At 38.4% G+C, this 22649-nt stretch carries 20 protein-coding genes and 1 other RNA gene; 4 read left to right on the top strand and 17 right to left on the bottom strand.

Annotated features, from left to right (window positions below; all coding sequences use genetic code 11):
- Position 1: 1 nt before the first annotated feature.
- The 4 genes from bioD to ACK1I8_RS08685 all read right to left on the bottom strand — a co-directional run bounded on the left by bioD (position 2) and on the right by ACK1I8_RS08685 (position 3114).
- Complete coding sequence (bioD, locus tag ACK1I8_RS08670) at positions 2 to 610, bottom strand: dethiobiotin synthase (RefSeq protein WP_412468935.1); 609 nt, start codon at positions 608 to 610, stop codon at positions 2 to 4.
- A complete protein-coding gene (locus ACK1I8_RS08675; protein WP_412468936.1) occupies positions 611 to 1732 on the bottom strand; it encodes an aminotransferase class I/II-fold pyridoxal phosphate-dependent enzyme in 1122 nt (373 codons plus the stop codon).
- A gap of 72 nt (positions 1733 to 1804) precedes the next feature.
- A complete protein-coding gene (locus tag ACK1I8_RS08680; RefSeq protein ID WP_412468937.1) occupies positions 1805 to 2257 on the bottom strand; it encodes a hypothetical protein in 453 nt (150 codons plus the stop codon).
- Between the two features lie 80 nt (positions 2258 to 2337).
- Positions 2338 to 3114 (bottom strand): XRE family transcriptional regulator, encoded by a 777-nt coding sequence (locus ACK1I8_RS08685; protein ID WP_412468938.1) that lies wholly within the window; start codon positions 3112 to 3114, stop codon positions 2338 to 2340.
- A gap of 133 nt (positions 3115 to 3247) precedes the next feature.
- On the opposite strand from ACK1I8_RS08685, the gene ACK1I8_RS08690 reads away from it, so the two are divergent.
- Positions 3248 to 3598, top strand: coding sequence for a GIY-YIG nuclease family protein (locus ACK1I8_RS08690; RefSeq protein ID WP_090496344.1), 351 nt, complete (start codon positions 3248 to 3250; stop codon positions 3596 to 3598).
- A gap of 168 nt (positions 3599 to 3766) precedes the next feature.
- On the opposite strand, the gene ACK1I8_RS08695 is transcribed toward ACK1I8_RS08690, so the two are convergent.
- Positions 3767 to 6940, bottom strand: coding sequence for a peptidase MA family metallohydrolase (locus ACK1I8_RS08695; RefSeq protein ID WP_412468939.1), 3174 nt, complete (start codon positions 6938 to 6940; stop codon positions 3767 to 3769).
- Positions 6941 to 7110: 170 nt separating this feature from the next.
- The gene (locus tag ACK1I8_RS08700) at positions 7111 to 9561 is read right to left on the bottom strand and encodes a transglycosylase domain-containing protein (protein WP_412468940.1); all 2451 of its coding nucleotides are present in this window, start codon (positions 9559 to 9561) and stop codon (positions 7111 to 7113) included.
- 141 nt (positions 9562 to 9702) lie between these two features.
- On the opposite strand from ACK1I8_RS08700, the gene ACK1I8_RS08705 reads away from it, so the two are divergent.
- Positions 9703 to 10584, top strand: coding sequence for a polyphosphate kinase 2 family protein (locus ACK1I8_RS08705; protein ID WP_412468941.1), 882 nt, complete (start codon positions 9703 to 9705; stop codon positions 10582 to 10584).
- On the opposite strand, the gene rnpB is transcribed toward ACK1I8_RS08705, so the two are convergent.
- The 10 genes from rnpB to ACK1I8_RS08755 form a co-directional block, all read right to left on the bottom strand.
- Positions 10584 to 10983: RNase P RNA component class A (rnpB, locus tag ACK1I8_RS08710), an RNA gene on the bottom strand. The genes ACK1I8_RS08705 and rnpB overlap by 1 nt on opposite strands.
- Before the next feature lie 255 nt (positions 10984 to 11238).
- Complete coding sequence (locus ACK1I8_RS08715) at positions 11239 to 11667, bottom strand: c-type cytochrome (RefSeq protein ID WP_412468942.1); 429 nt, start codon at positions 11665 to 11667, stop codon at positions 11239 to 11241.
- 65 nt (positions 11668 to 11732) lie between these two features.
- On the bottom strand, positions 11733 to 12383 hold the full coding sequence (locus ACK1I8_RS08720) for an SCO family protein (protein ID WP_412468943.1): 651 nt from the start codon (positions 12381 to 12383) through the stop codon (positions 11733 to 11735).
- A 158-nt stretch (positions 12384 to 12541) separates the two neighbouring features.
- On the bottom strand, positions 12542 to 12802 hold the full coding sequence (locus ACK1I8_RS08725) for a YHS domain-containing protein (protein WP_412468944.1): 261 nt from the start codon (positions 12800 to 12802) through the stop codon (positions 12542 to 12544).
- 113 nt (positions 12803 to 12915) lie between these two features.
- A complete protein-coding gene (locus ACK1I8_RS08730; protein ID WP_412468945.1) occupies positions 12916 to 13347 on the bottom strand; it encodes a hypothetical protein in 432 nt (143 codons plus the stop codon).
- A 10-nt stretch (positions 13348 to 13357) separates the two neighbouring features.
- Positions 13358 to 14335, bottom strand: coding sequence for a transporter (locus ACK1I8_RS08735; RefSeq protein WP_412468946.1), 978 nt, complete (start codon positions 14333 to 14335; stop codon positions 13358 to 13360).
- Positions 14298 to 15308, bottom strand: coding sequence for a cytochrome-c peroxidase (locus tag ACK1I8_RS08740; protein WP_412468947.1), 1011 nt, complete (start codon positions 15306 to 15308; stop codon positions 14298 to 14300). Before ACK1I8_RS08740 ends, ACK1I8_RS08735 begins: the two co-directional genes overlap by 38 nt.
- 27 nt (positions 15309 to 15335) lie before the next feature.
- On the bottom strand, positions 15336 to 16106 hold the full coding sequence (locus tag ACK1I8_RS08745; RefSeq protein ID WP_412468948.1) for an MbnP family protein: 771 nt from the start codon (positions 16104 to 16106) through the stop codon (positions 15336 to 15338).
- Between the two features lie 244 nt (positions 16107 to 16350).
- Positions 16351 to 16722 carry a hypothetical protein gene (locus ACK1I8_RS08750; RefSeq protein WP_412468949.1) on the bottom strand — a complete coding sequence of 124 codons (372 nt, stop codon included), beginning with the start codon at positions 16720 to 16722 and terminating at the stop codon, positions 16351 to 16353.
- Positions 16723 to 16934: 212 nt separating this feature from the next.
- Entirely contained in the window at positions 16935 to 18671 is a 1737-nt protein-coding gene (locus ACK1I8_RS08755) for a phospho-sugar mutase (RefSeq protein WP_412468950.1), read from the bottom strand.
- Between the two features lie 345 nt (positions 18672 to 19016).
- Here ACK1I8_RS08755 and ACK1I8_RS08760 point away from each other — a divergent pair, with 345 nt between their 5' ends.
- Entirely contained in the window at positions 19017 to 20330 is a 1314-nt protein-coding gene (locus ACK1I8_RS08760) for an aspartate kinase (protein WP_412468951.1), read from the top strand.
- Between the two features lie 318 nt (positions 20331 to 20648).
- The gene (gene lysA / locus ACK1I8_RS08765; protein ID WP_412468952.1) at positions 20649 to 21821 is read left to right on the top strand and encodes a diaminopimelate decarboxylase; all 1173 of its coding nucleotides are present in this window, start codon (positions 20649 to 20651) and stop codon (positions 21819 to 21821) included.
- 129 nt (positions 21822 to 21950) lie between these two features.
- Here lysA and ACK1I8_RS08770 read toward each other — a convergent pair whose 3' ends face one another.
- Positions 21951 to 22646 carry an ABC transporter ATP-binding protein gene (locus tag ACK1I8_RS08770; protein ID WP_412468953.1) on the bottom strand — a complete coding sequence of 232 codons (696 nt, stop codon included), beginning with the start codon at positions 22644 to 22646 and terminating at the stop codon, positions 21951 to 21953.
- Positions 22647 to 22649: the final 3 nt, after the last annotated feature.

Consider the following 22649-nt stretch of genomic DNA (forward strand, 5'->3'; position numbering starts at 1 on the left):
TTTAAATTAATATGTTTTCTCCAAGTGAGGCAATATGCGTTTTATCAATCTGATTTAAGCTAGGTATATAACCTAACTTTTTTATTTTGGTATATTGAAGAATATATCTTTCGGTTTCGTTATTTTCAGTACCATTAAAAATGATTCCTTTAACCGGAATATTAAACTGTTTAAGCAGATTGACGGATAGTAGGGTGTGGTTAATACTACCCAAATAATTTTGAGAAACCAAGATCACTTCTACGCTTAATTTTTTTATCAGGTCTACAATCAGTTCGTTTTCGTTTAAAGGCACCATTAATCCACCAGCCCCTTCAATAATTAAGTTATTATCGGTTACCGGTATATTGATTTTGCGGAGATCAATTTCAATTCCATCCAGTTTGGCAGATAGATGTGGCGATAGGGGCTGCGTTAATCTGTAGCTTTCAGGGTGGATAACTGTTTCAGGATTACTGATTAAATTTTTAACCGTTAAACTGTCACTGGCCTCTAAATCTCCCGACTGGATCGGCTTCCAGTAATCGGCTTTTAGCTTCTCGGTAAGAATAGCACTTACCAATGTTTTTCCGATACCTGTTCCAATGCCTGTAATAAAATATTTATCCATCTAATTCCATTCTTTAAGGTGATTGACCAATGAGATCATTTCCTCATCGGTATTAAAAGTGTGCAGGCAAATTCTAAGTCTTTCTTTGCCTGGTGCAACTGTAGGGCTTAATATGGCCCGAACATCAAAACCTTTGCTCTGCAGGTTGGCAGCGGCCTGTTTAGTTGCTTCGTTTGATGAAAACAAAATACCCTGGATGGTACTTTCGCTATCAAGTGCTTTGATCTTCTGTTCTTTTAACGCTTTTCTGAATAACGCTATTTTTTGATTGATCAACTGATGATCAATTTTATATAAGTATTGATATGCACAGTTAACCGCAACCACATTATGGATGGGGGCGGCTGTGGTATAAATAAATGATCTGGCAAAATTAATAAGATAATGCCGGAGGTTTTTATTTCCCAAAACGATAGCCCCATGTACACCTATTGCCTTTCCAAAAGTTACAATACGTGCAAATACCCGTTCAGTTAAGTGAAGTTGATTGATTAATCCCTGGCCGTTTATACCAAAAATACCGGTAGCATGGGCTTCATCTACAATCAGGTTGGCTTCATAGCGCTCACAAAGATTTGAGATGGCCAATAATGGTGCCATGTCACCATCCATAGAATAAACGCTTTCTACCACTACAAACGTATTTCCTTTTGCCCGTTTCAGTTTGCCTTCGAGATCGTTTATATCATTATGATGAAATTTAAAACGCGTAGCATGGCTTAACCTACAGCCATCTATAATACTGGCATGAATCAACTCATCCGTAATAATGGTGTCACCCCGTTGAGGCAAGCTGGATAATAGCCCTACGTTGGCATCATAACCGGAGTTAAAAATTAATCCGCTTTCGGCCAGATGAAAATCCGCAATGAACTGCTCTGTCTCTTCGGTAAATCTGGTATTTCCGCTTAACAATCTTGAACCGCCAGCTCCATTCAGGTAATCAGGCATCGATGCCAGGCTACTATCGATCATTTTTTTTAATTCACCAGATCTGGCAAAACCTAAATAGTCGTTAGAGCAAAAATCAACAGGGGAGATGTTTGTCGATAAGTTCCTGATCGAAAGATTATCTTTCCGTTCCTGAAGCTTATCCCCAATAAACCGTTCAACTTTACGCATCGCCCAAAAGTAAAAAAGCGTCCCGAATAATCGAAACGCTTTCAAAAATATAATTAATTACTTTTTTACTATTTATCCTTGTGCAGGAGGATTAGAAACGACTGGTTCTTTATCTCTTTTACCTCTTGTGCCCATGCTTTTTCTCATTTTCTCACCTTTTTCTTTTGCCTCGGCACGGAAAGCGTCCATTTTAGTTTTTTGATCTGCAGTTAAAACCGCATCTATTTTAGCTTTTTGCTCATCCATTGCTGCTTTGCGCTCTTTCATCCTGCCTTTCATGTCGCCTTTATCAGCCGATCTCCAGGCTTCTACTTTCTTGGCATTTTCCAACTCAATGGCGTAAATCTTACTTTTTTGATCAGCAGTTAAGCTAAGCTGTTTCTCCAATCTGGAAGTTACCCTTTCTGCTCTTTGCTCAGCAGTCATTTTAGGCATTGCCCGTCTTACGTGTTTTGTTGTGTCTTGAGCAAATGCCGCAGTTAAACCCATTACTGCAATTGCTACTGTTAAAATTGCCTTTTTCATGTTACGTTTTTTTATGTGTTTGTTAAATCAATAGATATATAAAAACACAAACAGTTTAATCGGCACCTGTTAAAAAAATGTTAATTTTTAATTAGCTGAGAAATTGATTTCTGCATCTGCGCCATCATCTGTGTAAGCGTTTCCATTGTTGGATCTGGTGCAGGCTCTGGTAATGATGTAGAGATATAGGCTTTGGCTTTCCATATTTCAAGAATATCGTCTGCAGCAATGGTATAAGGATCATATACCTTATTATCTGAAATCAATTTTAAATCTTTATTTTCCCTAAAACGGTTGCCTGCTCTTTTATATACTACACCTTCATTTTTACTAATTACAATATAGGTTTCACCCGTTTTTACTTCATTCCAGTTATCCAGATATTCGCCGATAATGATACTTCCAGGCTGAACGGGCAACATACTATCGCCCATGATTTCAAAGGCCCTGAAAGTGCCCTGTCTTAATGCAGCTAACGGGAGTTGAAATTTAGGTAAATCGCTAATATATTGAGGATCTGAAAAACCGTTCAAATAACCCGCACTTGCTTTGACCGGAACCAGTTCGATGTTTTCCCGGTCATTCTGATCAACAGAAATACTCAGCACCCTCAGGTTAGATCCCTGGCTTTTTGGTTTAGGTTTCCAGCTGTCAGATATTTTTTCATTGATGAATTCGTCAATGGTTAGCTCAAAGTAGTCGGCTATTTTTTTTAGCAAATCATATTTAGGTTCCGCGCGGTCTTCCTCGTAAGCTCCGATAAGCGATCTCTTGATTTCCATGATATCAGCGAAATTCTGCTGCGTATGGCCTTTTTTCTTTCTGAGGTACTTTAAATTATTTGAAATATTTGACATAAAAATAAATTTTAAAATAAATTTGGAATTACTAAAATAGTTAGTAATTTTATGCTCATAAAGTTAGTAATATTATTTTGATTTGCAAGAAAGTATACTAAATAGTTTAGTTTTAAATTTTAAACATAAGATCATGAAAAAGTTTGTTTATATCGTTACCGACAGAAATCGTACAAGTATGCACGTAGGCATGAGTTCAGATTTGATAAAAACCCTTGATTTCTACAAACAGATGCCAAACTTGTTTTTTGATAACGGGCAGCAATTGACCCGCCTGGTTTATTTTGAAGAGTTTAAAACGGAAGCACAGGCTTTGGTACGGTTTAAATCAATTAGCCGCTTTACACGCATGCAAAAAGAACGTTTGGTCAGATCCTGTAATCCCGATTGGATTGATTTGACTATAGGCCTTGATTTCGAAAATATCCTGCTACACCGTAATATCAACAATCAGGTTAAATTATCGTTTACAAGCCTCTCTTAGTCAGTATAAGCTTTAGTGTTTACAGACTTAATATTAGAAATCATGATCTAGGAATATAAAAAAAAGCTTGAATGACGCCTGGTCATTCAAGCAATAATGGATATTTAATGATCAAAATGCTAATAGCTGTTTAATTGTTCGACCATTCAAGCAGTCTCGACACGACTCTTACCATCCTGGCGCAAATGTTAAACCGAATACTCCGGTTTTAACATCTTTTCTTTGAAAAGGTATCGCATAATAAGGTTCCAGCACAAAATAACCAAAAACGTTTACCCTTAAAGATATGCCGACACTCATTGCTGGTACACGTTCTGTTGTAGCCTGGTAGGTGACTGGGTTTCCCTTATCGTCAACAATCGGTTGTTTATTTGCATCTAAAACAGGCTGAGTGGTATAAGTGGGCTCACCTTTAAATTTTACCTGGGTATCGTTTGTCCAGGCTAATCCTGCATCGAAAAATAAATTCAGATCAGAAAATAAAAACTTAGAAGGTATAGCCGTTAATTTTTTAGGTCCTGTAAACGGCAAGCGAACTTCGAAATTGAAAACAGCTATTTTACTTCCTGTTAACTGGTTAATATCAAAAGATTCTGAAGACCGTGCGGAAGTGCTTTTGTAAATGGAGTTTGATTCATAACCCCTAATCAGATAAGGATAACCGAGATACATCGGGTAAAGTCTGTCAGCATCTTTACCAATTCTTAAGGTATTATAACTTCTCACCGCAAACGTTACCGGCTTAGCCCTCCAGTATTTACGAAGATCGGCTGTTACACCGGCAAAATTATATGTACCAAAATATTTTTCCCCGCTTACCCGGTATCTGAAACCATCGAGTGGGCCGGTAAGACCAAATATGGAGTTATCACCAATAAATCCGGCATTTAATTGATATAAGGTAAAAGAATTAAATGGAATACCATAATCATTAGATGCTACATCGTTAGAAATTCTGCTCCGGTCTGAACCGATGTAGTAACCGGCCGAATTATAATAATTGCTATATCGGTCAACCCTGTAACTATAATGTGAAAATGACCCCCCTAATTCAAAGCGGTGTATTTTACTAAATGGATAGGCCCCAAAAATCTGAAGCTGGTCTTCGAAGGTCCTGATAATGTCTGTTCGGTCTGCCAGGGCATTAATAGTAGTATTGTCTCCAGCAGGTATGTTTTGATAGCCAAACGACCTAAAACCAGATACATAAGGAATATGCGACACGGCAGCACCCCAGTTGATCCTGCTTTTCTGGTTGATATAACCAACCAACCCACCGGCATCGTAAATTTCACCATTCACAGAAATATTGGCAATAATTTGATTGGTACCTAATATATCGCTGAACATGCCTACAATACCACCGGCAACTCCAGTTCCAAAACGGCTGGTTGAAACACCCACACCACTATTTGCTAAATAATCCAACCTGAATTTGGGTTTGTAAGGTACCGTCTTCATCGAATCGGCCACTGTTTTTTCGAAACGGTCAAAATTATTTAAATTAGAATTGATGATATTCACACCAATATTTTCCATTGGCGGAAGGATAGCAGCATCAAAATTTTCCTCGTGATTACCAATTCTTTGTGCCTTAAAACTACTTAGCTTAGCATTGTATAAGGTATAACGTTGGTAGCGATAATAACTATAAACAATATCATCAGTTGTAGAAACTGAAATTGCAGGCGAAAATTCGGTAATTCCACTAATCCCCGTAAAATAATCAGTTAGCTGATCAACCGTATTATCAGCAAAGTTGTATTTATACAAATTCCTAAACCCATCTCTGTTTGACAGGAAATAGATATTTTGGCTATTGGAGGAGAACTGTGCATTCAGATTATTTGCCCCGGGAAAAACATCTAAATTGGTTATCGTTTTACTTGCAATATCATAAACAGCAAGGTTTATAGGCAACACGGCATTTATCACATTGGACTGAATGGCTGCTCTATCTGATGAAAATACCAGTTTTTTACCATCAGGCGAATAACTTGGCGCATAATCAGAGTATACATCGTCTGTAATCTGAGTAACTGTTTTGGTATCCAGATTATAAGAAAAGATATCACTCTGCCCTTCAACCATACCTGAAAAAGCAATATCTTTTCCATTTGGCGACCAGGTTAAATTACCAAACTGTTGTACCTGACCCATTGCTGTTTGAGAAACCGTTGTTCCGTTCGAAACGTTGATGATCATCATCTGGTTTTTACCATGACTAAAGATACTAAAGGCAAACTGTTTACTATCCGGCGACCATGCGCCGGCAGATTCTATAAAATTGAAATCATCAATGTGTCCATTGGAGATTTGGCTGGTGAGTTTCCTGATAATCCTACCGGTTTTAGCATCTGCCAGAAATAAATCTATACCAAAAAGGTCTTTTTCAGACATAAAGGCTACATATTTTCCATCCGGACTAAGGGCAGGGGCAACGTTCATATTACCGGCATTTTTATTATCGATAATTTTTGTACCGGTAATCTTGATCTGTGAACTATCCGCTTTTAACATCGGCTTATAATGTGCATCTATGGAATTTTTCCATAAACCCGACAATGTCTTATCATCATAGCCGAAGGTATACCTGATAGCGTTTTCATAACCATATTTTGCAGTATTCTTAAATAGCGGAACAATAGTGGTATCGCCGTATTGGGAACCGATGTAAGTCCAAAATGCCTGCCCATAACGGTAAGGAAAATATTTATTGGAATTGGTTAAATCTTTTAATGAAGGAATATCGCGGTTTAACATGGCATCGCGCATCCACATGGAAGTAAATGCATCTTTTTTTCCGATTGATAAATACTCGGCCATACCTTCAACCATCCATAGGGGTGTTTGCCCAACATTTTCTAAACTGATCGAATCTTTTTCCAGCAAAAGATGATATTGAAAAGCATGGACCAGCTCATGACCCAGAACATGTCTTGTTTGGCTATTTAATTCCATAACCGGCATAATCACCCGGTTTTTCAACGCCTCGGTAACCCCGCCTGTACCAATGCCAATTTCTCCATTAAGTACTGTTGTCTGCTGAAAATCGGGATGGTTATTGTATAGAATTATCGGATTTTTTTTCAAAAAGGTATCTCTAAAAACTTCCTGATGCATTTTATACCAGGTTTCGGCATCCTGCGAAAAGCGTTTTAAAAGTTTCTCATTTTTGATATAATAATAGATTTCAAAATGGGGCGTTTGCAACACTTTAAAATCAAGTTTCTTATATCTTACCTTATTTTGTCCGAAGTATTGGGCTTTAACCGAAAACGAAAGAATAAGCAGGAGCAATAAAGAAGAATATCGCCTTAGTAAAGTAGAGCCTATTTTCATATATGTGTGTTTAGTAATGATCAAATAATTTACGATAATGAACGGTTAGATTTCGGAAATAAAAATAGCAATTGTTTAAAAAAGTATCGAAATTTTAACAATTTTTAAATAATTGTGCTTTTTATCGGAAAAGATTGATCATATAATGGCTTAGTTGCCGGAATATAAACCTAAGGCTGATTATTCTCGTTCTTTTTTCGTTCTTTTTCTTCCCGACGCTGTTGTCTCTTTAATTCTCTTTCCTCTTTTTTGGTTAACGGAACGGTGGCTGCCTCTGGCGTTTGAACAGGATCAGCTTTCTTTTCTTCTTTTTTTACCTCAGGTTCGACAGTAACAGGTAAAGTGGTTTCTTCTGTTTCAGGTACGGCGAAGTCAGTAGAATCTACCACTGCACTATCTGTCGATGTTGTATCTCTGATAATTCTCGGGCTAGGGCAGTTGTAGGTCCTGGTAATATCGACCGTTGCTTTTGGAAATGGGCCATAAGTATAGCCTGAGTTGGGATCGAGGTAGACCTTTTCCATAAACTTTGCAAAAATGGGTAGTGCAGTTCTAGAGCCTTCTCCCTGTTCGCCATTTTTAAAGTGGGCCGTTCTTTCATCGCAACCCACCCAAACCCCGGTTACCAGGTCTTTGGTTAAGCCCATGTACCAGGCATCTACATAATCAGATGAGGTACCTGTTTTACCACCAATCTGGTTATTTTTTCTGAACAGATCCGGCCATTCCCATAATGCCTGTGAGGTACCTTCTGGTTCTTCCATACCGCCACGGAACATATAGGTCATTAACCAGGCGATTTCTTCTGTTAAAACCCTTTTTGTTTTAGGCTTAAACTCATCAATTAAATTGTTATCCTGATCGGTAATTTTTTCTACTAAAATAGGTTCTGTTTTAATTCCCTTATTCATGAAGGTAGCGTAAGCTTTTACCATTTCATAAACAGTAACATCATTTGAGCCTAAACTAACTGATGGTACAGATTCCAGGTGGCTATCAATTCCGCATTCATGTGCATATTTCACTACATTATCCCAGCCCACCTTTTCGGTTACCTGTGCAGTAATGGTATTTACCGATTTTGCCATTGCCCAGCGTAGGCTCATCTCACGGTAAGAAACACTATAATCGGCATTTTTAGGTTCCCAATATTTGGTTTCACCTTTGTCCTGATACGCAATCTTAACCGGTTTATCGGTAAACTTATCGCAAGGACTCATCCCTTGTTCCAAAGCTGTTAAATAAGCAAATGGTTTAAAGGTAGAACCTGCCTGACGTTTAGCCTGATTAACGTGATCGTATTTAAAAAACTTGTGATCAATACCACCAACCCAGACTTTAATTTTACCACTTGCAGGCTCCATCGTCATCATTCCGGTATTCATGATCTTGCCGTAATACCGGATTGAATCTAAAGTAGAGAATAAAGTATCGCGATCACCTTTATAGGTAAAAATCTGCATTCTTTTCTTTTTATTGAAATAGGCGGTAACAGAATCGGGATTGTTGGGAAACTTCTTTTGTAAAAGTGCATAAATGGGAAGGTTTTTCATTGCTCTGTCCGGATAATCAACCTTTTGTTTTTCCGAATCGTACCACGGATCTTCATTTCCCCATACGCTATAGAACCTGCGCTGCAAAATCCTCATCTGATCAGCAACCGCTTCTTCAGCATATTTTTGCAGTTTTGAATCAATAGTAGTGTAAATTTTTAATCCATCCTCGTAAAGGTCGTAACCATTATCAGTACACCATTTCTCTAAATATTTTGCCACAGCTGCCCTCAGATAAGAATCGCCGTCGCTGCCATCCTGCATTTTACCTTCTTTTAATTTAACAGGCTCCTTTGATAATTGAGTTAAGCTATCTTTGCTGAGGTAATTGTATTTGTTCATTTGCGCCAGCACCACATTTCTTCTTTCTAAAGCTTTTACAGGGTTTTTGGTTGGATTATACAAGGTTGTGCCCTTTAACATCCCAACAAGCATTGCGGCATCTGTAGTAGCCAGATCTTTTGTCTCTTTATCAAAGTAAATCCGACTGGCCGTTTTTATACCATAAGCATTGTTACCGAAAGATACGGTATTCAGATACATCGTGATGATATCATTTTTAGAATAGTTGGCTTCTAATTTTACCGCTGTCATCCATTCCTTCAACTTGATAATCAGCGTTCTTACCAAGGGTATTTTAATTAATAATCCCTGAGATTTGTTATAACGTATGCGGTAAAGGTTTTTGGCAAGCTGCTGTGTGATCGTACTGGCACCGCCATCTTTTCCTAAACCAATAACTGCACGGCCAACGGCTTGTATGTCAATACCCCAATGTTTATAAAAACGCACATCTTCGGTAGCAACCAGCGCATGTATTACACTTGGAGCGATATCATTATAATTTACGGGCGTTCTGTTTTCTTTAAAGTATCTACCAATCAGTTTACCATCTGCAGTGTAAAGTTCGGAACCTACACGCAGGGTAGGCGCTTTAATATCCCGAACGCTTGGCGAATAGCCAAATAACCATAAAAAGTTTAATTGCAGGGCGGAAAAGAAAATTATTATAAAAAATAAAAATATTGCAAAATAACGTAAGTACTTGTTTTTTATCTCTTTAAACATATTGGATAAGATAATCTTTAGGTAAAAGCTGTGGCGTTAAATATAAAAAACTCTATATGCAAATTAACGGATTTAATTTACTTATTTTTTAGTTCTATATTTAAATTATAGATGTACCTGTTTATCTGGAAATAATTTATTATGATGAAAAACGAATTTAAAGGATTAATTGTACGGGGAGACAAGAAATTTTCTTTAAAAGACCATAAAACTGATTTTACGGGCGGGTATAACAAAGAAAAAGCTAAAGATGCATTGGTAAATTCGAAAATAGCGCTCAGCCATTTACAGGAGAAATTATATGCTTCCCGGAAACATGCTGTTCTGATTATTTTCCAGGCGATGGACGCCGCTGGTAAAGACAGCGCGATTGAGCATGTAATGAGCGGACTAAATCCGCAGGGGTGCCAGGTTTATAGTTTCAAAACCCCTACACCAGAAGAATATGAACACGATTTTTTGTGGAGACATTATAAAGCATTGCCTGAACGCGGTAGGATAGGGATCCATAACCGTTCGCACTATGAAAACGTTTTGGTCTGTAAGGTGCATCCTGAATATGTTTTGAACGAAAATATTCCAGGCTTTAGTGATATTAAAAAAATAAATAAAAACTTTTGGGAACAGCGTTATCAAAGTATCAAAAATTTTGAAGACCATCTAACGGCTAATGGCACCGTTATTTTAAAGTTCTTTTTAAATGTGAGCCGGGAAGAACAAAAAAAACGCTTTTTAGAACGAATTGATGATCCGACCAAGAATTGGAAATTTTCTTCCGGAGACATTAAAGAGCGGGCGTTGTGGGATAAATATATGGATGCTTACGAACATGCTATTAATGAAACCAGTACAGTGGCATCACCATGGCACATTATTCCTGCTGATAAAAAATGGTTTGCAAGACTGGCCATAAGTGAAATTATTGAAGACAAGTTAAAAAGTCTTGACCTGAAATTTCCTGAATTAGACGAGGAAGAAGATGCTAAACTTAATGAAACCAAGCGTATTTTATTAAGTGAGTAAAAAAATGCAGGTCTATAAGCCGGGTTCTGTTTCCTGATTATTCAGAAATTCTATCATTTATCTACGATAAACGTTGCCGTTTATCTCTAACGACCTACCCACTAACATCGGACGGGCAGCCCTTTATCCCGACAGTAAGCCGGAATGTTAGCCTATTTGGTCTTTCAACTCCCGGGGTTTACAAACCACTGCAGTCACCTGCAATGCTCGTGCGCTCTTACCGCACGTTTTCACCCTTATCCCAATGTAAAATCAGGACGGTATATTTTCTGTTGCACTAATCCGTGGCCCAGGTTTTCATTCCTGAACCCCTTTCCGTTAGAAAGCGGGATGCCCTGTGTTGCCCGGACTTTCCTCTTTTTCGATTTTATTCGAAACAGCGATAGAACAACCTGCATTTTGTGCAAAGATGGAGTTTTTTAAGCACAAAGGCGAAGAATGCAAAGATTTATCTCTGAATATCCTCATGCTGAATTTATTTTACAAGTATAATAGTGTTTTCAACTGCATTGTAGCTACTACGTGGTCAGCATCTGTATTGACACATCAAAGCCCCTGAAATAAATCACCTTCGGTGAGTTCGCTTAATGTTCGGTTTACTGCGTAGCTTTCCGCTGCGCTACAGGTCAAGGGTGACGCCCTGATCATAAATATTTAAGGGATTTTACAATTGTTCAAATCTTTTGAAACCTGGGTGTAAGGGACAAATCCTTGTTTATTGCCAAACGAATTGGTAATGTAAACCATCACCTGCGCCACATCAATATCAGCAAGTTCCGGAAAAGCAGGCATTTTTTCCTTGTACGCTTTACCGTTTACAACTAAGGATTCATTTGCTCCATTTTTGATGAAACAAGCCAAACGGGATTTATTTGCCTTTAAAAATACGGAATCAGTTAACGGAGGTGCTAACTGACCCAAACCTTCACCATTTTCACCATGGCAGTTCTGACATTTAGCTTTGTAGATGTCTTTTCCATTCGACATGTAATTTTGCAAATCGATGGTTTCCTGATTCTGGCAGGAAACGATAATGGCAACCAGGGAAATAAAAAAGAGAGTATTGATAATGTACTTGCGCATGGATATTTATTGTGAAAACCGTCATTCCGATCCAATAGCTATCGGGTTGGAATGACGACTTATTATTACTTCTTATATTCCGCCAATAAAACCGGAATATCTTTTTTCAATTGTTCTACCTGATCTGCTTTAGTACCATCATAAGCACCGCGGATCCGTCTGTCTTTATCAATTAAAACCAGATAACCCTGGTGGATATAACCATCTTTGGCCGTACTGTCTTCGCCAACAGCAACCAAGTAGTTCTTTTCGGCCAGGGTGTATACACTATCTTTGGTACCATAAAGGAATAGCCATTTCGGGCCATCAACACCTAACTTCTGAGCGTATTTTTTCAACACATGAGGCTTATCATATTTAAAATCAATCGTGTGTGATACAAACATTACATCGGGATTGGTTTTGAAATCATTATAAACTGTCATTAAATTACGGTGCATGGTAGGGCAGATGGTGGTGCAGGAGGTGAAAAAGAAATCGGCCACATAAACCTTGCCATCAGTAGCCTTGTTTGTTGTGATCACACTATCCTGGTTCAGGAAAGACCAGGCTGGGATAGTTTGGTAAACGGTGTCAATTTTTTCCACACCAGCGGCATCTTTTACGGTTTCTGCATGTCGCTCGCCATAAAAAGGGAGCTTTCTTTCTTGTTTGCAGGCAGTAAATATAGAAATAGCTAGTATCGCAGTAGCTAAATAAGCAGTAATTTTATTCATGATGTGATTTTAAAATGTAAATATACAAGGTATTTTTTGTGGAGATATCGTCATGCTGAATTTATTTCAGCATCTATTTGATATGTTGGACCCTGAGATAAATTCAGGGTGACGACTGCTGGCTTCCAGCATCCGACCTCGGTCTCCTGACTTCTGACTTATTTTTTCGCATACTTACCAGGCTCAGCCACAAACTTTTGCTTACAGCTTTCTGAACAAAAATGATAAGTAACCTTATTGTAAATCGCTGTTTTTGACGCATTGGTTTTAACTTTCATTTTACAAACAGGATCTACAATCACTTTTTTTGCTGAATCGATCAGAGTTGTTTTTGGTCCGTCGATTATAGAACTGGCATTTGATTTTATCACTATTATTGATAACCCAATTAGGATTATTGCTGAGATTGATTTTTTCATTTTGAATTTGTTTTTAACATAAGGTCAGCAGTCCAAATCCTGGTTCGGCTGGTTAACAACTCAGCTCCATATCTTCGGACTTCTGACTTTCAGACTTTTGTTTCCTGACTTTTTTATTTTACATTATATATTTTTATCAATGAATCTGATGCCCTGGTTACTTTAATATAACTGTCTTCTACAGCCCTGATTTTCACCATTTCCGATTTATAATAATTAAGATCTTCCTGTTCGGTTTTCCCTCTAAAATCGTCTTTAAAGAAATGCATCCAATCCATCATTTTTTCATCTGCGGCATTTAATCGTATAATCATGTCGCTAATTTTTTGCCTTTTTACCGCTGAATCTGCAGAAAGTTTGATCTGATCCGAAACCAGGAGCGAATCTAACTTCATTTTATTCTTAATCACCTTTTCGCCATCTATCATCAATTTATCGTGGATATTTAACACTTCCTGACGTACCGCTTTTGAATCAGGGTCTGTTTTACAGGAAAAGAATAAAACAGTTACCAAACTGAATAACAACATGTTTAATCTGTTCATATGATTTGATTTAAAAATTATAAGTAATTCCGACATATACCTTTCCGGCACTCATTGGGTGATCGGTTTCAGCTTCCCAGATATTTTTCTGTATACCTGCATTTAGAGCCACATTTTTATAGAAAACATCTACACCCACACCTCCCATCAGGTTATTCATTACATGTTCTCCTGTTTTTTGACCCTGGTATTTTTCTCCGCCAGAATATTCGTAAAAGAATTGTGCGGAAGGCATAACCTGAACATCCTTTCCAATTCTTTGGGTATAAAAAATATTCAGGAAACTGGTCGTACTGTTTGCAATACCTTCATTGCGACTATTCGTACCGTTAATCTTGTACGATGTGTTTAAGCTTGCGCCAAATTTCCCCAGTCCAACCATATAATTCAGGTATACAAAGCCATCTGTGCTTCCCGTTCCGGCCTGCATGAGTGAAGAATAACGGATCCCAGCTGTATTTTTTAAATTATTATTTCCCGTGGGCAATTTTATACCAGCCCCTGCGATCAGCTGTTGCTTAAAGTTATCTTCCAGTTTCTGCACCACGTGATAACCCGCATACAAATTAATATCACCGAGGCCCGAAATAGAAGAAGTGTAGCCATTGTAACGCTCACTGTTGGAAACATAAGGCAAAATGGCGTTAACCTCCAGTTTGCTGTTGATGAAATATTTTCCCCTGATCTCTAAAGAGCGATAAAGCTCATAGTCGCTGGAATTGCCCGCATGATTTGTTAGAGGTGAATCCTGACTTCTGGCCGGGATAAAAAAGCTTCCGCCGTTAGGGAACAGGGAATGCGATTGCCCTTCATAACCGTTAAAAGAACGATAACGGTATAAAAGACTGATGCTGTTGCGGTTATAATAGGGAGTGATTCCCATAAAACAGCCACAAATATCGCAGGCAAAAACCTGGCTGCCGCTGAGTACTAAAATCAGAATTAATAATTTACGACTCACTGTATAATGTATTTTTGATAAACTCATGGTCTGTTAATGTTTTTAAAAATGCTTTAATCTGCTCTTTTTCTGTAGCGTTTAGGGAGATGCCACTTTTTAATTCAGGGTCAAGGTTGGCTGATGCTTTAACACCGGAATTATAATGTTCCAATACCTCATCCAAACTGTAAAAACGGCCATCATGCATATACGGGCCCGTATATTCAATGTTGCGTAATGTCGGTACGCGGAACTTTCCAAAGTCTGAAACTTCACCCGTAATGTGCGAACGTCCTTCATCAGTGCTCACTAAATCCAAGCCGTTACTTCGGTATGAAAAATCGGTAAAAAAGGGTTCTGCGTGGCAGGAAGTACACTTTTCTTTGAATAAATTGTAACCAGCGAGTTCTGCAGTGTTAAAAGAAATACCTGGCTCTTTGCGTACTACTTTATCGTACTTCGAATTGCCGGAAACCAATACCGCTGTAAACTGGGCAATCGACTTTAAAATGAGCTGTGAGTTTATTTCTGCAGAACCAAAAGCCTGTTTAAATAAATCAGGGTATGGCGCCGTATTTTTCAGGAAAGCGATTATGGTTGGTACATCCGTACCCATCTCGCAGGCATCGTTAATGGCATTTAAGGGTGATGTTTCGATGTTTTTTACACCACCATCCCAAAAGAAAGCCTTTTGCCAGGCCAGGTTAAAAAGTGGTGGGGTATTACGCTTTCCCTGACAGTTGTTTACGCCATGGCTTACCTTATGGTCAAGTTGAGTAAAGGCGGCAAATTGCTGATGACAACTTCCACAAGAAACACTTTTATCTGCAGATAATCTGGCATCATAAAATAATTTTTTACCTAGTGCAAATCCTGCATTGGTTAATTTATTGTCTTCAAACTGATATGCCGGAGCCGGAAAGTTGGAAGGAACGGAAAAAGTAATTTTCTTTTCTTCCGGTGTTACCTCATCTTCGCTTTTACTACAGGCATACATCAACGCAATGCTTAACAGAAGCATTGCGAAGACGGTTATTTTCCTTAACATTTAGTTGTGAATGTGATCTAAACGAAATAAGCCATTTGCATAGTTGTTGGCTACTACTACCGAATTTGCTCCACCCATTGTGAAATTAAGCGTTGCAAAACTGATATCGGTTTTACCCGTAAACAATGCAGCTGCATTGACAATGAAATGGATGTTTGGTTTGCCATCCGTACGTATGCGAAGTGGATTTGCGGCATTAATCTCGGTTGCGAACGTCCTGATGGTATTGTTTGGATCGATAACGCCTCCAATATGGAAAGTTAGTGCATTTCCTTTTGCAGATGATTGTGGCGATGTTCCTTCTAGTTTAACAAAAATGTAGCCACTGTTCCAGGTCCAGAACATGCCATTGGTTGGATCCAAAGCTCCGGTTTGTGCACCGGCAAAATTACGCGCATAATCTACACCAATAGTATATTCGATTTTGGTATAATCGCCGGTTGGTACATCTTTTAAGGTAATATTTGTTGATTCTGCCTTTGAAGCATCAATTAAAAAATAGCTTTCAGGTATAAGATAAGTCGTTCCATCGGCTTTGCTTAATTTGATGTTGCTTACATAATATTTAAATATGTTGATTTTAAAATCTTCGCCTTTGGCATTTTTGTAGGTGGTAGTATTTAACACTAAAGGACTTCCGTTGACCTGGTTTTCAAACTCGATCGAGAATGTAGATTTGGTATCTGCGGTAACCTCATTGCTTTCTTTTTTGCAGGAAGATAATAATATGATGGGGCATAACAATGCCATAAAGTATGATAATAATTTCATTTTTAGAAAATTGGATAAGTAAAAAGTATTTAGAGAAATTCTAATGCGGTCGTCGTGCTAAATTATTTACCATTAGCGCCAGCATTTTCAATTGCCTTGTAGCTACTTCGTGGTCAGCATCTCATTCACAAAACATGATAGACACTGAAATAAATTACCTTAGGTGAGCTCGTTTAAGGCTCGGTTTACTCGTAGCTTTCCGCTGCGCTACAGGTTAGGGTGACGATCGCAAAAAAAGGGTTTACTAAACCATTTTCGGTGGATGAAAAATGGAAATGGAAAGGTCTTTAACCGGTTTTTCGATATAAAGAGTCTCTGAGGTGATGATAAAATAGGGAAGATAATGATTTAAAGCTACGGTACGAAACTGAGGTTCGGCTTCAGTAACCCTTTTCAGATTTTCCTGAGCCTGTTTGTTTTTACCTTCAAGCTCTTTCAACTTTTTGGCCAGGAAACATTGCCCATCGCAATGGAGTTCCGGATGTTCTTTATTAATACAGAATACACTGGTGATGTATTCTTTATTCATTTTGTATCCCGAATAAATCGCCAATTGCATGAAACCATTAGAAACGGTACAGGTAATTAGAAGATATAGGAGGACTTTTCTGAACATTTTTCTTGCGCTGCAAAAGTATTAAAGAATTTGGTTGTAGCAAAGAAAAATAAAAAAGTGTGTGATTGACCGTTAAAGGGGAAGTGAGCATAAGAAGACTAATTCTTTAGTCCATGCAGATAGATCTTCCAAACCCGGCGCTTTTCGATCGAGATTAAAAAAACACAGATGAAGATTTTTCATCTGTGCTTAATTTTTTTTAAGCATTTAAATTACGCCTGTAAATCAGCCATCACTGCTTTAATTTTTTCTTCGAGTTGTGCGTTAACCGAATTAAAATCTTTTCTATCTGCCAAAGGTGCATTTACGCTGCAATAAAATTTAATTTTTGGTTCTGTACCGCTCGGACGGGCAGAAACGATACTACCATCTTCGGTAACAAACTGTAAAACATCCGAAGTAGGGTAATCCAATCTGGTTACTTTTCCGCTTGCCAAATCTGTTTCCTGCCCCAGTTCGTAGTCTTTTAACACCGACACTTTAGCGCCACCCAATGTTGCAGGCGGATTTTCTCTAAATTTCACCATCATGGCTTTAATTTCTTCTGCACCAGATTTACCTTTTTTGGTCAGCGAAACCAGATCTTCTTTATAAAAGCCATATTCTACATACATATCTAATAAGGCATTGTATAAACTAGCACCTTTATCTTTATAGTAAGCCGTCATTTCAGAAATGAAAGCGGCAGAAACCACTGCATCTTTGTCGCGAACCAAATCACCGATCAAATAGCCGTAACTTTCTTCACCACCACCGATAAAGTATTTTTTACCTTCCAGTTCCGTCATCAACTGGCCGATGTATTTAAATCCTGTAAGGGTATTGTAGCATTCTACATTTTTCTTTTTTGCAATTTCTTCGATCAGGTTAGAAGTTACAATGGTTTTTACAATAAACTGGTTGCCGTCTAACTTACCACTTTCTTGCCAGGCCGACAGTAGGTAATTAATTAACAGACTGCCGGTTTGATTACCGTTAAGCAGTACCCATTCGCCATCATTATCTTTTACGGCAATACCCACACGGTCAGCGTCGGGATCAGTGGCCAGAACCAAATCCGCATCGATTTCCTTCGCTTTGTTCATCGCTAACGTCAATGCATCTTTCTCTTCAGGGTTAGGATACACTACAGTTGGAAAATTCCCATCAGGTTTGCTTTGCTCTTCAACAATGGTAACATTGGTAAATCCAAACTGTTCTAATGCCTTAGGCACCAATGTAATCCCTGTACCATGAATAGGAGAATACACAATTTTCAGATCGTGCTGTCTTTTGATTGCTTCAGGAGAAATCGAAAGTGCGGCGATACCATCCAAATATAATTTATCAACATCTTCACCAATCAGCTGGATATTGGTATCAACACGGTCGAATTTAACTTCATCTATACTGTTGATTTTATTTACTTCATCAATTACCAATTTATCATCAGGAGAAGTAAACTGGCCTCCATCAGCGCCATAAGCCTTATAACCATTATATTCTTTTGGATTATGTGACGCGGTTAACATAACACCGCTTTTGCAACCAAAATGACGTACGGCAAAGGATAATTCAGGAGTTGGCCTTAATGATGAAAAGAAATAAACGTGGATGCCATTTGCAGAGAAAACATCTGCGGTAATTTTAGCGAAGTAATCAGAGTTATTGCGACTATCGTGTGCTATGGCCACGCTGATTTTTTCACCAGGATATTTATTGTTCAAATAATTGGCAAGGCCCTGAGTGGCTGTACCAATGGTATATTTATTAATCCGGTTAGAACCTGCACCCATAATGCCCCGTAAACCGCCTGTTCCAAATTCTAAACTTTTATAAAATGCATCAGTTAATTCGGTTGTTGCATTTTTATCTACAAGGGACTGAATTTCAGCCTTGGTGTTTTCATCATAATTTCCATTTAACCACTGATTAATGGTAGCTTGTGTTGATTGATCAATTGCCTGCATTGAGCTGTTTTTTTTTAATTTAATATCTGGTGTTGAACAAATTTTAAGGGATGATGTTTGGTATAAACCTATTTATTTCCACGCATCCAAATTTTATTTTGTTGAGGATGTTGCTTTTAAGCTGCTTTTGCTTAATTTCACGCCCCGATACAATAATAAAGAAAATCCAGTACTAATATGAGGCGATTGTAACTTTTTTAAAATAGTTGCAAACCAGAAAGGGTTACCGCTTTTGATCATGGATTGAAACAATTTATAAATAAATAAAATCATCATCATTTTTAAACCATAGGATGGAATAAAAACCTGATCGTTTTATTACCTTTTAAAACAATTGGCAAGTAAATGAAAATATTAAAATTTGGGGGTACCTCGGTAGGTAGTCCTGAGCGCATGACGAAGTTGTTGGATATCATTAATCCAAATGAAGAGCAGATTGTAGTTTTATCAGCCGTATCCGGTACTACAAATAGTTTAGTAGAAATTGCAACTCATTTTTTAGCTGGAGATAAGAAGAAGGGGAGTGAGTGTGTTGAAAACCTGTATCAAAAATATAAATCGTTTGTGATGGAGTTATTGCCTGCTGCCGAATTTCAGGAGCAGGGCAATGAAGTGATCGATTATCACTTCAATTTTCTGGCTGGCTTAGCAAATGATATTTTCACTTCAATCGAAGAGAAAGTGGTATTGGCACAAGGTGAGCTGTTATCTACTACCTTATACCATATTTATTTAAAATCTATCGGCGTACCCTCGGTATTGTTGCCCGCTTTGGATTTTATGAAAACGGATGAAGATAATGAACCTGATATTCCGTTTACTACGAAACACTTAATGCCGTTGCTGGAGCAGCATAAAGACAATAAACTATTTATTACACAGGGTTACATCTGTCGCAACAGTTTTGGTGAAGTGGATAACCTCCGCCGCGGTGGTAGCGATTATACTGCATCTTTATTGGGTGCCGCCATTCTGGCCGAAGAAGTTCAGATCTGGACCGATATTGATGGCATGCACAATAATGATCCACGTATTGTTAAAGGCACTAAACCAATTGCGCAGTTATCATTTGATGAAGCAGCTGAGCTGGCTTATTTTGGGGCAAAAATTTTGCATCCACAATCGGTTTTCCCGGCGCAGAAATATAAAATCCCGGTTCGCTTGTTAAATACAATGGAACCGTCGGCTGCAGGTACATTGATCACACACGATAGCGAAAAAGGCAAGATCAAATCGATTGCCGCTAAAGATGGAATTACCGCAATTCGTATCCAATCAAGCCGCATGTTATTGGCCTACGGTTTCTTACGCCGTGTTTTTGAAGTTTTTGAGCGTTACAAAACACCAATCGACATGATTACCACTTCTGAGGTTGCTGTATCGTTAACCATTGATGAAACGGCACACTTGCCACAGATTATTGAAGAACTGGAAAGTTTTGGAACCGTTGAGGTAGATACCAACCACAGTATTGTGTGCGTGGTGGGCGACTTCGGTTCAGAAAAACATGGTTTCGCCAGCAGGGTTTTAGAAGGATTGAAACACATTCCTATCCGAATGATCTCTTACGGTGGAAGTAACTATAATGTTTCGCTTTTAATATTAAGCGAATATAAAACCGAAGCCTTAAGAAGTTTGCATAACAGATTATTCGAATAACAGGAAAAAAGCGCCAATAGCAACCAGCAATCCAATCAAGCAATGAAAAGCCAGAAAGTTTGCGGGCAATAATCCGTTCCTATATTTTCTGTAAGAGTTATACAATCCTGCAGAAAGAATAAGAACAATAAATAGGGCTGCTGCTATCTTCATTTTTTGATAAATAAAAGGAATAGTACCAGGAAAAGTAACACGATAAAAAATCGGATTTTTCCATTGTATTGTTTCCGGGTAATTCTTCCATGCTTTAAATCGAGGTAGTTACCCAGATAAATTAGCCCAAAGAATAAAATTAAAATTATAATAAGGAATTTGAACATGTTCACCGATAAAGATATAGCAAAGTTTAACAATATAGAAACGCCTTTTTATTACTATGATACCGATCTGTTGCAAAAAACTCTGCGTACCTGTGCAAATGCAGCTGCTCTGTATCAGTTTCACATCCATTATGCCCTCAAGGCAAATTTCAATGCTGTTCTCTTAAACCAGATCAAAGAGATCGGGTTCGGCGCAGATTGTGTAAGTGCCGGAGAAGTAAGAAAAGCTGTTGAGGTTGGTTTCGATCATAAAAAAATTGTTTTTGCCGGGGTAGGTAAATCAGATAAGGAAATTAATGAGGCCCTTGACCTTGACATCTTCTGTTTTAACGTAGAATCTATCCAGGAATTAGAGGTATTAAACGAGCTTGCGGCAAAAAAAGGTAAAACCGCTCAGGTAGCCATTAGAATTAACCCTAATGTTGATGCACATACACACCATAACATCACTACTGGACTGGATGAAAATAAATTCGGCATCAATTCATGGGATTTACCTGAATGTGCCGAAACTTTAAAAGCTTCTACAAACCTTAAATTTATTGGCATCCATTTCCATATCGGCTCGCAGATCACCAATCTCGATGTGTATAAAAACCTTTGCGTACGCGTAAATGAATTTGCAACATGGTTTGAGGATAAAGGATTTAACCTTAAGGTATTAAATGTTGGTGGCGGCTTAGGGATCGATTACTATAATCCTGATCACCAGATTCCGGACTTTGAATCTTATTTTAAGATTTTTAACGAGTTTTTAACCGTTAAACCCGGGCAGGAAGTACATTTTGAATTGGGTAGAGCATTGGTTGGTCAGTCTGCTTCGTTGATTAGCCGTGTACTATACATTAAAAAAGGAAAGAAGAAAAATTTTGTGGTTTTAGATGCGGGGATGACCGAATTGATGCGTCCGGCGTTGTACCAAGCCTATCATCAAATAGAGAATCTTAGTCAGTCTATAGTTATCAGTCCAAAGTCCAAAGTCATAAAATACGATATCGTTGGACCGATCTGCGAGAGTACCGATTGTTTTGGCAAAGAAGTAGAACAACCTGAATCGTTCAGAGGCGATATTTTTGCCATCCGGAGCGCCGGTGCTTATGGAGAAGTAATGGCCTCCAAATATAACTTAAGAGATGCTGTAAGATCCGTATATAGTTATGAGATATCATAATTTTCAATAAGATCGTCATTTCGAGCGAAGTGCAGCAAAGCCGGGAAATCGGTTTGATAGATCTCTCGCTGCCTATACGGGCGGGCGGGCATATCACTACGTTTCAATCGAGATGACGATTTTTTTAGATCAAATCGTCTCCAGATACAATTTCTGGAGATCTACTGCCGAAATGTCCTTGGCGTCTAATGTATGCACAAGAGATCCCTGACGCATAATGCCAATCCTGGTACCCACATTAACCGCATTAAAAATATCGTGGGTAGCCATAAAAACACTACGTCCATCCCGCGACAACTGTTTGACGATTTCGCTAAATTCATCTGTTGCCTTTGGGTCGAGGCCACTGGTAGGCTCGTCCATTAAAATAACCTTGGCATTTTTAGCTACCGCAATGGCTATCCCTACTTTTTGCCGCATCCCTTTGCTGTGATTACCCACCCGTTTATGAAAAGCATCCGGTTGTAAGCCAGCCTGAAGCAAAAATGCTTCAAGCTCGCTTGTTTTATATTGATAACCTGCGATACGGCTAAAAAAATCGAGGTTTTCTATACTGCTTAAATGACCATAAAGCATCACCACTTCTGGAATATAAGCTAAAAACTGCTTTGTATACTCATCATTAGGTCTAACCAACCTACCATTTACCCTGGCTTCGCCACTGCTGGCTGCTGTAAAACCAAGAAAAAGGTTGATGGTAGTGGTTTTTCCAGCTCCATTCTGCCCGAGTAAACAAAACACTTCTCCAGCTTCTACCTTTAAATTCAGGTTATTTAAAGCGATATTTTCCCCGTATTTTTTGGTTAATCCAATGGCTTCTAACATCGT

Source organism: Pedobacter sp. KLB.chiD, assembly GCF_047040275.1.
Taxonomy (GTDB): domain Bacteria; phylum Bacteroidota; class Bacteroidia; order Sphingobacteriales; family Sphingobacteriaceae; genus Pedobacter.